Annotated in this window: 9 protein-coding genes; all 9 read left to right on the forward strand. The window is 72.8% G+C overall.

The window, feature by feature from the left end:
- Positions 1-208, forward strand: a 208-nt coding sequence (locus tag BZL64_RS04395) for an ATP-binding protein (RefSeq protein ID WP_143662985.1), incomplete at its 5' end; no start/stop codon positions are given.
- Positions 209-407: 199 nt separating this feature from the next.
- The gene (locus tag BZL64_RS04400; RefSeq protein ID WP_086766347.1) at positions 408-2,225 is read left to right on the forward strand and encodes an ABC transporter ATP-binding protein; all 1,818 of its coding nucleotides are present in this window, start codon (positions 408-410) and stop codon (positions 2,223-2,225) included.
- Entirely contained in the window at positions 2,222-4,081 is a 1,860-nt protein-coding gene (locus tag BZL64_RS04405) for an ABC transporter ATP-binding protein (protein WP_086766349.1), read from the forward strand. The genes BZL64_RS04400 and BZL64_RS04405 overlap by 4 nt, the downstream gene beginning before the upstream one ends.
- Positions 4,078-5,895 carry an ABC transporter ATP-binding protein gene (locus tag BZL64_RS04410; RefSeq protein WP_086766351.1) on the forward strand — a complete coding sequence of 606 codons (1,818 nt, stop codon included), beginning with the start codon at positions 4,078-4,080 and terminating at the stop codon, positions 5,893-5,895. The genes BZL64_RS04405 and BZL64_RS04410 overlap by 4 nt, the downstream gene beginning before the upstream one ends.
- Positions 5,892-7,703: an ABC transporter ATP-binding protein gene (locus BZL64_RS04415; RefSeq protein ID WP_086766353.1), complete on the forward strand. Its 1,812-nt coding sequence runs from the start codon at positions 5,892-5,894 to the stop codon at positions 7,701-7,703. The genes BZL64_RS04410 and BZL64_RS04415 overlap by 4 nt, the downstream gene beginning before the upstream one ends.
- 232 nt (positions 7,704-7,935) lie before the next feature.
- Positions 7,936-9,987 (forward strand): M4 family metallopeptidase, encoded by a 2,052-nt coding sequence (locus tag BZL64_RS04420; RefSeq protein ID WP_086766355.1) that lies wholly within the window; start codon positions 7,936-7,938, stop codon positions 9,985-9,987.
- 320 nt (positions 9,988-10,307) lie between these two features.
- Positions 10,308-11,984 carry a M4 family metallopeptidase gene (locus tag BZL64_RS04425; RefSeq protein ID WP_086766357.1) on the forward strand — a complete coding sequence of 559 codons (1,677 nt, stop codon included), beginning with the start codon at positions 10,308-10,310 and terminating at the stop codon, positions 11,982-11,984.
- 68 nt (positions 11,985-12,052) lie between these two features.
- On the forward strand, positions 12,053-12,580 hold the full coding sequence (locus BZL64_RS04430) for a DUF1990 domain-containing protein (RefSeq protein WP_086766359.1): 528 nt from the start codon (positions 12,053-12,055) through the stop codon (positions 12,578-12,580).
- Positions 12,581-12,649: 69 nt separating this feature from the next.
- On the forward strand, positions 12,650-13,759 hold the full coding sequence (locus BZL64_RS04435) for a hypothetical protein (protein WP_086766361.1): 1,110 nt from the start codon (positions 12,650-12,652) through the stop codon (positions 13,757-13,759).
- The last annotated feature ends 65 nt before the right edge of the window (positions 13,760-13,824 follow it).

Consider the following 13,824-nt stretch of genomic DNA (forward strand, 5'->3'; position numbering starts at 1 on the left):
CGGACTGCGCCTGCGCAGGCGGCGCGGCTGGATCCGCGTCGAGGTCCGGGACCCCTCACGGGGGCTGCCCTGTCTGATGCCGGTCCAGGAGCTGGACGTCAGCGGCCGGGGCCTGTTCCTCGTCGACAAGCTGTCCGACCGCTGGGGCGTCGACCTGCTGCCCCGCGGGAAGACGACCTGGTTCGAGATGCGGGTGGCCGACCGCTGAGCGGTCGGTCCCTTCCGGTTCCGGCCGGGCCGGCCCTGAATCGCGGGCATCGGCCGATCGGATGACGGCGGCCCCCCGACCGCACCTCGGCCCGCGCGGTTCGAGGGCCCGAACGCGCAGGTCGTAGGTCCGAAGACCGAGCCCGGTCCGGCCAAAACTCGGTGGGCGTTGTCAGTGGCGATCCGTAGGCTCGCTCCTGATGCCCACGACACCCGCACCCGCCAAGGATCGTTCCGCCGTCCGGACGTTGCTGCGCCTGTGGCCGTATGTGCGGCCCGTGCGGGTGCGGTTGTTCACCGCCGCGGCCATCGCGGTCATCGCCTCCTGTACGGGGCTGGTGATCCCCCTCGTGCTGAAGTGGATGGTGGACGGGCCGGTCGCGGACCGGGACTCGGCGGGCGTCTGGCTGGGCGCGCTGTCCCTGCTGCTGCTCGGGGCGGCGGAGGCGATCCTGTTCGGGCTGCGGCGCTGGCTGGTGGCCCGGCCGCTGTCCCATGTCGAGGCGGAGATGCGGGCCGATCTGTACCGGCACCTCCAGCGGCTGCCGGTGGCCTTCCACGACCGGTGGGCGTCGGGACAGCTGCTGTCCCGGGGGACCACCGATCTGATGCTGCTGCGCATGTTCCTCGCCTTCCCGCTGACGTTCCTGCTGGTCAACTCGGTGACGATCCTCGTCGGCGTGACCATCATGCTGCTCCAGGACTGGACGCTCGGGCTGGTCGTCCTGGGGCCCGCGATCCCCGTCATGGTCACCTGCGTGATCTTCGAGAACCGGTACGCGCGCGTGGCGCGACGCGCCCAGGACCAGGTCGGCGATCTGACGACGGTCGTCGAGGAGAGCGTCCTCGGGATCCGGATCATCAAGGGCTTCGGCCGGCACCGCAGCCAGGCGCGGGCGTTCCGCGACCTGTCCTTCGGCCTGCGCGGCACGGAACTGCACAAGGCGCGGCTGCTGGCGACGATCTGGGCGGTCATCGTGACCCTGCCCGAACTGGCCATCGGCGCCGCGCTGGTGCTGGGCACGGTGCGGGTCGCGGACGGCGAGCTGTCCGCGGGCACGCTGGTCGCCTTCCTCTCCACGGCGCTCGCCCTGCGCTGGCCGGTCGACTCGATCGGCTTCCTGCTCGCGATGAGCCAGGAGGCGGCCACGGCGACGGAACGCTACTTCGAGGTGATGGACGCGGAGCCGGAATCCGCCACCGACACGGGCACTGGCACTGGCACTGGCACTGGCACTGGCACGCAGGAGCGTGCGGCGGCACCGGGAGGCGACGGCCTGCGCTTCCACGGTGTCACCTTCCGCTACCCCGACGCCGACCCCGGCTCCCCTCCCGTCCTCGACCGGGTCGATCTGCACATCCGGCCCGGCGAGTCGATGGCGCTGGTCGGGGCCACCGGCAGCGGGAAGACCACGCTCACCGCGCTGGTCCCCCGGCTGCACGAGGTGACCTCGGGGTGGATCACCCTCGACGGGGAGGACATCACCGCGATGCCCCGCGAGGAGCTGCGGGCGAGGGTCGCCGTCGCCTTCGAGGAGCCGACGCTGTTCTCCGCGAGCGTCGGGGAGAACGTGCTGATGGGGGCCGGCGGCGACGCGGACGACGGCGATCTGGAGCGGGCGCTGGCCGTCGCGCAGGCCGAGTTCGTGCACGCGCTGCCGCAGGGCACCGGGACCCAGGTGGGTGAGCAGGGGCTGAGCCTGTCCGGCGGGCAGCGGCAGCGGCTCGCGCTGGCGCGGGCCGTCGTGGGCCGGCCCCGGTTCCTCGTGCTCGACGACCCGCTGTCCGCGCTGGACGTCCACACGGAGGCCGCCGTGGAGGCCGCGCTGCGCCGCGTCCTCGCGGACACGACCGCGCTGATCGTCGCCCACCGGCCGTCCACCGTGCTGCTCGCCGACCGGGTGGCCCTGCTGTCGGGCGGTCGCGTCACCGCCGTGGGCACGCACCACGAACTGCTGAACACCAACGCCGAGTACGCCCATCTCATGTCCGGGGACCAGGAGGCCGACCGCCGATGACCGCGCCCACGACCGCCTCCCCCACCGCCGGCGACGACGAGGACCTGACGGCCGCGAAGGAGCACGCCGACGCCTTCGACCAGGACGTCCTGCCCACCCCGCCGGGCGCCACCGGCACGCTGCTGCGCTCGCTGCTCGCCCCGATGAAGGCGCGCGTCGCCCTCACCACGTTCCTGCTGCTGCTCCAGCAGGCGGCCGTGCAGGCGGGCCCGCTGCTGGTGGCGTACGCCATCGACCGTGCCGTGCCGGCGTTCCGCGAGGACGATCTGGGGCCGCTGATCGCGGTGGGCGTGGGCTATCTGGGGTGTGCGCTGGCCGGTGGCGGGCTCCAGTACGCGTTCCTGATCGCCTCGGCCCGCGTCAACCAGGACGTGCTGCTGGACCTGCGCGGGCGGATCTTCCGGCACGCGCAGGCACTGAGCCTCGACTTCCACGAGCGCTACACCTCGGGCCGGCTCATCTCCCGTTCCACCACCGACGTGGAGTCGCTGCGCGAGCTGCTCAGCGAGGGCCTCCAGGAACTGGTCACGGTCGTCCTGTCCTTCCTCTACATCTCGGCGATGCTGCTCTGGCTGGACCTGGGTCTCGGCGCGGTCGCGGTGGCCTCGTTCGGGCCGCTGTACCTCCTGGTGCGGATCTACCAGCGGCGCGCGGGGCGGGTGTTCCGGACGCGGTCCACCGCGATCGCGTCCGTGATCGTGAAGTTCGTGGAGACGGTGAACGGCATCCGGCCGGTGCGCGCCTTCCGCCGCGAGGCCGTCAACGAGGCCGACTTCAGGGTGCTGAACCAGCGGCACGAGCGGACCAACGGCGACGCGCTCCTGGAGATGGCCCGGTACGTCGTCGGCTCGCGGCTGGTCGCCAACACGGCCGTCGCGCTGATCGTGCTGTGGGGCGCCCAGCGGGTCGCGGACGGCTCCCTCGCGCTGGGCGTGCTGGCGGCGGCGGTGCTGTACCTGCGGCGGCTGTACGACCCGATCGACCGGCTCGGCATGTTCCTCAACTCCTACCAGTCGGCGGCGGCCTCCCTGGAGAAGATCGCCGGGCTGCTGGCCCAGGAGCCGTCCGTGCCCGAGCCGACCGCGCCCCAGGAGCTGCCGGCCCGCCGGCCGGGCATGCCGGGCCGCGAGGTCGTGTTCGACGGTGTCGCCTTCGGCTACCGCACGGGCGGCGAGGTGCTGCCCCGCTTCGACCTCACCCTGCCCGCCGGACAGACCGTCGCCGTGGTCGGCTCGACCGGCGCCGGGAAGTCCACGCTGGCCAAGCTGCTCGCCCGCTTCTACGACCCGACGGCGGGCCGGGTCCTCCTCGACGGTGTCGATCTGCGCGACCTGACGACGGCCGAACTGCGGCGCGGGGTGGTCATGGTGACGCAGGAGGCGTTCCTGTTCTCCGGGACGGTCGCCGAGAACATCGCGATCGGGCGGCCGGACGCGAGCCGGGAGGACATCGAGCGGGCGGCGAAGGCGCTCGGCGCGCACGAGTTCATCAGCACCCTGCCCGACGGCTACGACACGGACGTCCGCAGGCGCGGCGGCCGTATCTCCGCCGGCCAGCGCCAACTCGTCGCGTTCGCACGGGCGTTGCTCGCCGACCCGGCGGTGCTGATCCTCGACGAGGCGACCAGCTCGCTCGACGTGCCCGGCGAGCGGGCGGTGCAGGCGGCGATGGCGACGGTCCTGAAGGGCCGTACGGCTGTGGTGATCGCGCACCGGCTGTCGACCGTGGAGATCGCCGACCGGGTGCTCGTCATGGAGCACGGGGGAATCGTCGAGGACGGCACCCCGGCCGAACTCGTGGCGGGCACCGGCCGGTTCGCCGACCTGCACCGCGCCTGGCGGGACAGCCTCGCGTGAGGGCGGGGCGGACGCGGAGGGAGCCGGTCGACGCCTACGCCGACCCCGGCACGCCCGACTGCCGGGGCGGCTGGTGGTACCTGTGGTGGCTGATCTGCCGCCAGCCGGGGCGGGCGCCGGCGGGGGCGGCACTGTCCAGCGTCTGGATGGTGCTGATGGCCGTCGCGCCGTATCTGCTGTCGAGGGCGGTCGACGACGGGCTGGAGGGCGGTGACACGGCCGCGCTGGTGCTCTGGACGGCCGCGCTGTTCGCGGTGGGGGCGTTGAACGCCTGGGTCAGCGTCATGCGGCACCGCACGATGACCCGGCTGCGCATGGACGCCAACTTCCGCACGGTCAAGGTCGTCGTCCGGCACGCGGTCCGGCTGGGTGCCGCGCTGCCGCGCCGGATCGGGGCCGGGGAGGTCGTCACGATCGGTGTCGGCGACGTGCAGACCATCGCCATGTCCCTGACGATGATCGGGCCGGGCATCGGCTCGGTCGTCGTCTACGTCGTCGTCGCCGGGGTGCTGGTGTCGGTCTCGCCGCTGCTCGCGGTGGTCGTGCTGCTGGGAATGCCCGTCATCGCCGTGCTGGTCGGCCCTCTGATGGGCCGGCTCCAGGGCGTCGAGGGCGAGTACCGGGAGCGGCAGGGCGTGCTCACCGCACGCGTGGGCGACCTCGCGGGCGGCCTGCGGGTGCTCAACGGCCTCGGCGGCAAGAGCCTCTTCGCGGACGCGTTCCGCCGCGACTCCCGGCGGCTGCGCGACCAGGGCTACCGGGTCGGCTCGGTCACCAGCTGGATGCAGGCCCTCGGAATGGGCCTGCCCACGGTGTTCCTCGCCGTGGTGACCTGGCTCGCGGCCCGGCTCGCCGCCCAGGGCGAACTGACGGTCGGCGAGCTGGTGTCGGTGTACGGCTATGTGGCCGTGCTGGTCGGCCCGGTGGCTTTCCTCGTCGACATGGGCTACCACCTCAGCCGGGGCGTGGTCGCCGCTCGCCGGGTCGTACGGCTGCTGCGCCTGGAGCCCGATCCGGACACCGGCACGGAGGACGCGCCCGCCGGGCCGGCGGAGCTGTACGACCCCGCCTCCGGTGTGCGGGTCGTGCCCGGCCTGCTGACGGCGCTGGCAGGCGCGCGGCCCGCCGACACGGCCGCCGTGATCGACCGGCTGGGCCGGTACGGGGCGACCGACGCCACCTGGGGCGGCGTACGCCTCGACTCGGTGGGGGCGGCGCGGGTGCGGGAGCGGATCCTGGTCGCCGACAACGAGGCGGACCTGTTCGCCGGCAGCCTGCGCGAGCTGGTGGGCGGCCGGGGCACACCGTCCCCCGCCAAGGTCGACCGGGCGCTGCGGGCGGCTGCCGCCGAGGACATCGTGCGGGGCCTCCCGGACGGGCTCGACTCCACCGTGGCCGCGCAGGGCCGCAGTCTCTCCGGGGGCCAGCGGCAGCGCGTACGGCTGGTGCGGGCGCTGCTCGCCGATCCCGAGGTGCTGCTGGCCGTGGAGCCCACCTCGGCGCTCGACGCGCACACGGAGGCGGCGATCGCGCGGCGGCTGCGGGAGGCGCGCGCCGGCCGGACGACCGTCGTGACGAGTTCCTCCCCGCTGCTGCTCGACCACGCCGACCGGGTGCTGTACCTGGTCGACGGGAAGGTCGCGGCGAGCGGCCGGCACCGGGTGCTGCTGGAGACGGAGCCGGGGTACCGGGCCCTGGTGGCGCGCGACACGGAGGGCGCCGAAGACACCGAAGGCACGGAGGAGACCGCCGGGACCGAGGGCGCCGGGACCGGGAGCGCCGAGGGCGCCGATGCCGAGGGGGCCGTGCGATGACGTCGGACACGAAGGCGGCGGGAGTGGAGGCGGAGGTCGGCGAGGGGCGGCTTCCGGTGGCCACGCGGGCCGATGTGCGGCGGGCCACCGGCCGGCTGGTGCGGGCCGACGCGCGGGTCTTCGCCGGTGTCGTGGCGCTCAACGTGCTGGCCGCCGCGGCCGGTCTGGCCGGGCCCTGGCTGCTCGGCCGGATCATCGACGAGGTGCGCTCCGGCGGCGGGACGGCGGCGGTCGACCGGCTGGCTCCGGCCATCCTGGTGTGCGCGCTGGCGCAGTTGGTGCTGGCCCGCTGGGCCCGGTACGCGGGGCACCGGTTCGGGGAGCGGACGCTCGCGCGGGTGCGGGAGGGCTTCGTCGAGCGGACGCTGGCGCTGCCCGCGTCGGTCGTGGAGCGGGCCGGCACCGGTGACCTCGCCACGCGCGGCACGGCCGACGTGGCGGCCGTGGGCACGACCCTGCGGGACGCCGGGCCCGAGCTGCTGGTCTGCGCGGTGCAGGCGCTGTTCCTGCTGGGCGCGGTCTTCGTGATCGACCCGCTGCTCGGCGTCGTGGGGGTGTTCGGGCTGACGCCGATCGTGTTCGCGCTGCGCTGGTACCTGCGGCGGGCGCGTGCGGGGTACCTCGCGGAGGGGGCGGCCACCTCGGAGGTCGCCGACATCCTCGCGGAGACCGCGGGCGGGGCCCGCACGGTGGAGGCGTTCCGGCTGGGGGAGCGGCGGACGGCGGCGAGCCGGGACGCGCTGGCGGTCTCGCGGCGTACGCGGTTTCGCACGCTGTTCCTGCGGAGCGTGTTCTTCCCGGTGGTGGAGGTGTCGTACACGCTGCCCGTGGCGGGGGTGCTGCTGCTGGGCGGGCTGCTGCACGCGCGGGGCACGCTGAGCCTCGGCGCGGTGGTGGCCGCGGCGCTGTATCTGCGCCAGCTCTACGAGCCGCTCGACCAGATCCTGATGCGGGTCGAGCAGTTCCAGAGCAGCGGTGCCTCGTTCGCGCGGGTGGAGGGGCTGGCCCGTGCCCCGCGGTCCGAGCCGGAGGGCGGGGCGCCTCTCCCGGTGGACGACCGGATCGACGTGCGGGGCGTGCGGTACGCGTACGACCGCGGCGGTGAGGTGCTGCGCGGGGTGGACCTGACCGTGCGGCCGGGTGAGCGGCTCGCGGTGGTCGGCCCGTCGGGTGCGGGCAAGACGACGCTGAGCCGGCTGCTGGCGGGCGTGGACGCGCCGACGGCGGGTTCGGTCACGGTGGGCGGGGTGCCGGTCGCGGACCTGGCTCCGGAGACGCTGCGCCGGCAGGTCGTCCTGGTCACCCAGGAGCATCACGTCTTCCTCGGTACGGTCCGCGACAATCTGCTGATCGCCGAACCGGCCGCGTCGGACGAGGAGTTGTGGGAGGCGCTGGGCGCGGTGGGGGCCGCGGGCTGGGTGCGGGAGCTGCCCGGCGGTCTCGACGCGGAGGTGGGCGCGGACCGCCGCCGTACGGACGGCTCGCAGGCGCAGCAGCTCGCGCTGGCGCGGGTGGTGCTGGCGGACCCGCACACGCTGATCCTGGACGAGGCGACGGCCCTGCTGGACCCGGCGACCGCCCGGCACACCGAGCGGGCGCTGGCGGCCGTACTGCGCGGCCGTACGGTCATCGCCATCGCGCACCGGCTGCACACCGCGCACGACGCGGACCGGGTCGCCGTGATGGAGGGCGGCCGGCTGACCGAACTCGGCACGCACGAGGAGCTGGTGCGGGCGGGCGGGGCGTACGCGTCGCTGTGGGGGACGTGGCACGGGGAGCGCCGGGACCCTCAGGGCGGCCTCCAGTGATCCGATCCGTATATCGAACATGAACTCCCGGACAACGAACTGTTTCCAGCCAACTTTCTGACGCGCTCCTGACAGACAGCGCTGTCGGCTGCCACTCTTCCCACTGCTACTGCACAGCAACCCCACAGCGTCACCCGTTTCTGCGTACGGCCCCAGTTGTGCCCGCGCGGCCCACCCGCCGTGCGGTCTCCCCCCGGCCGCGTGACCCGCGGCCGCGCAGAAGGAGTCAGTGTTGAGCAGCAGTTCCTCTCCTCGCAGACGCACCTCCCACACCCCCACCCGCAGAGCCGCGGCCCTCGCCCTCGTCGGCGTGTCCGCGCTCATCGCCGCCGCCGTACAGTCCGGCGCCGCGACGGCCGCCCCGGTGAAGGCACCGCAGGCTGCCGGCCAGGCGATACCGGGCTCGGAATCGGTCCGCCTCACCCCCGCCCAGCGCGCCGAGCTGATCCGCGGCGCCAACGCCGACAAGGCGGCGACGGCGAAGGAACTGGGCCTCGGCGCCCAGGAGGCGCTCGTCGTCCGGGACGTCCTCAAGGACGCGGACGGCACCGTCCACACCCGTTACGAGCGCACCTACGCGGGCCTGCCGGTCCTCGGCGGCGACCTCGTCGTCGAGTCCACCCCGGCCGGTGCGACGGCGTCCGTCGTCAAGGCCACCCGCGCCGCCGTGAAGCCGGCCACCACCACGGCCAAGGTGCCGGCGGCCAAGGCCGAGGCACAGGCACTGTCGGCGGCGAAGGCGGAGGACGCCAAGAGCCCCGACGTCAACCGCGCGCCCCGCAAGGTGATCTGGGCCGCGAACGGCACGCCGACCGTGGCCTACGAGACGGTCGTCGGCGGCTTCCAGCACGACGGCACCCCGCAGGAGCTGCACGTCGTCACGGACGCCACCAGCGGCGCCAAGCTGTACGAGTGGGAGGCCATCGAGACCGGCACCGGCAACACGGTGTACAGCGGTCAGGTCACCATCGGCAGCACGCAGTCCGGGTCGACGTACAACCTCACCGACGCCACCCGCGGCAGCCACAAGACGTACAACCTCAACCGCGGCACCTCCGGCACCGGCACCCTCTTCTCGGGCCCCGACGACGTCTGGGGCAACGGCACCGCGTCGAACCTGGAGTCGGCCGGCGCCGACGCCGCCTACGGCGCCCAGCTGACCTGGGACTACTACAAGAACGTGCACGGGCGCTCCGGCATCCGCGGCGACGGGGTCGGCGCGTACTCCCGCGTCCACTACGGCAACAACTACGTCAACGCGTTCTGGTCGGACAGCTGCTTCTGCATGACGTACGGCGACGGCTCCGGCAACGCCAACCCGCTGACGTCGATCGACGTGGCCGCCCACGAGATGACCCACGGGCTCACCTCCAACACGGCCGGCCTCAACTACAGCGGCGAGTCCGGCGGCCTGAACGAGGCGACCTCCGACATCTTCGGCGCGACCGTCGAGTTCTACGCCGCGAACTCCTCCGACGTCGGTGACTACCTCATCGGCGAGGAGATCAACATCAACGGCGACGGCACGCCGCTGCGCTACATGGACAAGCCGAGCAAGGACGGCTCGTCGTACGACAACTGGTACTCCGGCATCGGGTCCGCCGACGTGCACTACTCCTCGGGCCCCGCCAACCACTTCTTCTACCTGCTGAGCGAGGGCAGCGGCACCAAGACCATCAACGGTGTCTCGTACAACTCGCCCACCTCGGACGGGCTGCCGGTCACCGGCATCGGCCGGGACAAGGCGGAGAAGATCTGGTTCCGCGCCCTGACCACGAAGTTCACCTCGACCACCAACTACGCGGGCGCCCGCACGGGCACCCTCGCGGCGGCCGGTGAGCTGTACGGCACGACGAGCGCCGAGTACACGGCCGTCCAGCACGCCTGGGCGGGCATCGCGGTCGGCGCGCGGCCCGGTGGCGGCGGCGGTGGCGGCACTTCCTTCGAGAGCACCAACGACGTATCGATTCCGGACAACGGCGCGGCGGTCAACTCGCCGGTCACCGTCTCCGGCCGGACGGGCAACGCGCCGTCGAACCTCGCGGTGGCGGTCGACATCGTCCACACCTACGTCGGTGACCTCCGGGTGCAGCTGGTCGCCCCGGACGGCACGGTGTACACGCTGAAGGCGTACGGCACCGGCGGCAGCGCGGACAACCTCAACACCACCTACACGGTGAACGCCTCCTCCGAAGTCGCCAACGGAGTCTGGAACTTGAGGGTCCAGGACAACGCGGCCGTGGACACGGGCTACATCAACAGCTGGAAGCTGACCTTCCCGTAGGTCGCCGCCACGCTGTGAAGGGGGCCGCACGCGGGCCCACCCCCCACCACAGGACGCCGCTCCGGAGCTTCGGCTCCAGGGGCGGCGTCCTCTTTTTGCCAGTCGATTGCCTTGATTCTGTTGGCCTTTGACCGAGGTCAGGTCCGTTCACACTGCGGAAACGTTCACCGGTTGGTCGATTTTCGGTCAACATCACTTTGGGGTCCTGACATGTACGCGACCCGGATGCCACTCTTCCTGTCACCCGCCGCACAACTTCACCGTCGTCACGGCCGGCCTCCCCACGCCGGCCGGGCACCCCCCACTTCCAAGGAGCTTGTGTGTCCTCCTCCCCCACCACTTTCTACGCGCGTCACAAGCGCACCACCCTGGCCATCGCGACCGCCGTCGCGGCCGGAGCGCTCGTCACCACCGGACTCACCTCCGGCTCCGCCGTCGCCCAGACCCCCGCCGACGCGACGGCCGCCAAGCCCCTCGCCGTGCCGACGGCGCTCGCCCCGGCCGTCCGCACCGCCCTCATCCAGGACAAGCAGGCCGACGCCGGCGCGACGGCCCGCGAGATAGGCCTCGGCGCCCAGGAGAAGCTCGTCGTCCGCGACGTCGTCAAGGACGCCGACGGCACGGTCCACACCCGCTACGAGCGCACCTACGCCGGCCTGCCGGTCCTCGGCGGCGACCTCGTCGTCCACGAGTCGGCCACCGGCGCGGAGCAGGGCGTCACCAAGGCGACGAAGGCCACCATCAAGGTCGCCTCGACCACCCCGGCCGTCCCCACCACCAAGGCCGAGAGCCAGGCACTGTCGCTGGCGAAGGCGGCGGGCTCCGAGGACACGGAGGCCTCGCAGGCGCCCCGCAAGGTGATCTGGGCGGGCAACGGCAGCAAGCCGGTCCTGGCCTACGAGACCGTCGTCGGCGGCCTCCAGGAGGACGGCACCCCCAACGAGCTGCACGTCGTCACCGACGCGGCCACGGGCGCGAAGCTGTACGAGTACCAGGGCATCGAGACCGGCACCGGCAAGAGCCTCTACTCCGGCACCGTCACCCTCGGCACCGCCCTCTCGGGTTCGACGTACCAGCTGAACGACACCTCACGCGGCGGCCACAAGACGTACAACAAGGCGCGCAGCACCACCAGTTCGGCGGGCACGCTGTTCACCGACGCCGACGACACCTGGGGCACCGGCGCGGCCTCCAGCTCCAGCACGGACCAGACGGCGGCGGTCGACGCGGCCTACGGCGCCCAGACCACCTGGGACTTCTACAAGAACACCTTCGGCCGCAACGGCATCAAGAACAACGGCGTCGCGGCCTACTCCCGCGTCCACTACGGCAACGCGTACGTCAACGCCTTCTGGTCGGACACCTGCTTCTGCATGACCTACGGCGACGGCGAGTCCAACACCAACCCGCTGACCTCGCTCGACGTGGCCGCCCATGAGATGACCCACGGCGTCACCTCCAACACCGCGGGCCTGAACTACTCCGGCGAGTCCGGCGGCCTGAACGAGGCCACGTCCGACATCTTCGGCACGGCGGTCGAGTTCTTCGCGGCGAACTCCTCGGACCCCGGTGACTACCTCATCGGCGAGAAGATCGACATCAACGGCGACGGCAGCCCGCTGCGCTACCAGGACAAGCCGAGCAAGGACGGCGCGTCGGCCGACTACTGGTCGTCCACGCTGAAGAACCTGGACGTGCACTACTCGTCCGGCCCGGCGAACCACTTCTTCTACCTGTTGAGCGAGGGCAGCGGCGCCAAGACCATCAACGGCGTCTCGTACAACTCCCCCACCTCCAACGGTTCGACGGTCACCGGCATCGGCCGCGCCAAGGCGGTCCAGATCTGGTACAAGGCGCTGACCTCGTACATGACCTCGACCACCAACTACGCGGGCGCCCGGACGGCGACCCTGAGCGCGGCGTCCGCGCTCTACGGCTCCACCAGCACGGAGTACAAGGCGGTCGCGGCGGCCTGGACGGCGGTCAACGTCGCCTGAGCCTCTAGCGTCTCTGGGGCGGCACCCGGGAAGAAGGCGTTCCGGGTGCCGCCCTACTCTTGGGTCCCATGTCAGTTGCGGACTTCACGTACGAGGACGTCGGCGCCACGCGCGAGCCCGGCTTCTGCCCGCCCGGCTTCCACGCCCTGCACGTGCGTACGCGCCTCGGCGAGGGCGAGGAGGTCTTCCGACGCGCCGCGGAGGCGGTCCTCACCTGGGAACTGCACCGCGCCCTCGGCATCGGCATCGAGGCGAGCGCCGAGCGCGCGGCCCCCGACGTCGACGTCACGGTCACCCTGGCCGGCCTGATCAAGGCCCCCTGCCGTGTGGTCTGGACGGTGGAGGAACACCGGCGCGCAGGCTGGGCATACGGCACCCTCACCGGCCACCCCGAATCCGGCGAGGAATCCTTCGTCGTCGACCGCACGGGCGACGGCACGGTCTGGCTCACGGTGTCCGCCTTCAGCCGCCCCGCCAAGTGGTACGCACGGGCGGGCGGGCCGGCGACACGGGGGTTGCAGCAGGCGTATGCGCGGAGGTGCGGGACGGTGCTGCGCCGGCTGTCGGGCGGCGAGGAAACGAAGTTCAGCATGTGACCGCGTCCACGTAATGTCCCCTGCGACAGGTCGACTTGGGCCGACGGCAGACGAACACGGGGGCAGGACATGGAGTACCGGCGCGCGGCGATACCGGCGGTGGCGGGCGGGCTGATGGTGACGCTGCTGCTGTGGTGGGCGGGGGCGAGCGCCGAGGCACTGCGTCTGGAGGGCGCGAACGACGTCCTCGGCTTCGCGGCCGTCGCCGACCTCCGGAGATGGCTGCTGCCCTGGGCGTACGAACCCTCCGGGACCGCGGGCGGGTACGTCGACGGGACCGGCGCTTCCCGTTACCTCGACCTGCACCACACGGCGATCCAGATCCGCTTCGCCGCCGTGTTCGTCCTCTATACGGCCGGGGCGCTCCTCCTGATCCGGCGACTTCCCGCCGAGCGCGGCCGCCGGACGTGGGCCGCGCTGCTCGCCCTGTGGGCCTGGGGCCTGGTGGCGGCGACCCTGGCGGTGACGGTGTCCGCTCCCTGGCTCATCGCGGCCGGAGGGCACGGCAGTTACCGCTTCCTGCCGCAGCTTGCGTCCGCCTCCGCGTCCGGGCGGCAGATCGCGGTACCGGTGGCGCTGGCCACGGCGGCTTGGACGGTGTTCGTGGCGCGACTTGCGCTGAAGGGCACCGAGCCGCAGCCGCGCGAAAACGTTCCGTCGCGGCCGGCCGTGCTGGCCGCCACCGCCGGAACCGCGGTGGTCGCGGTCTCCCTGATCGTCCTCTCGTACCAGTCGAACGCCGCCACCCTCCAGACGGCCTTCACGGGCAGCGGACTCTTCGGCGAACCGGGTGACCTGCTGCGCCAGTGGCTGCTGCTCGGCGCGTGGTCCGGCCCGGCCGGCGCACCGCTCGGCGACTGGCTCCTGTACCGCCTCGGAGACGTCCTGCTCCTCGCCGTCGTCTGGTGCACCCTGCGCTGGTTGCCCGGCCTCCTCACCCGGGTGTCCGTCCCGGCGATGGCGGCGGGCGGAGTCTGCGCGACCGTCCTCGGCCTGCTGGCCGCGCAGTCGCTGCGCATGGCGCAGGACGGGACGGGGACGAGTTCAGGGCTGATGTACGTGGCGTCCGGCCTGGGCGAGGGGGTGACGGCCGCACTGCTGTGGGGCGTCCTCGCGGGAGTCGCGGCGACGGTGACGCTGCGGGTGGCGGGGGGCCGTGAGACCTCACCCTCGCTCTGACCTGCTCGGACTGAGGTCGGCGATGCCCGGTCAAATGGCCGACGTCACCCCACCCCACCCACCTC

It is taken from the genome of Streptomyces bobili (genome assembly GCF_002154575.1).
GTDB classification, from domain to species: Bacteria; Actinomycetota; Actinomycetes; order Streptomycetales; family Streptomycetaceae; genus Streptomyces; species Streptomyces bobili.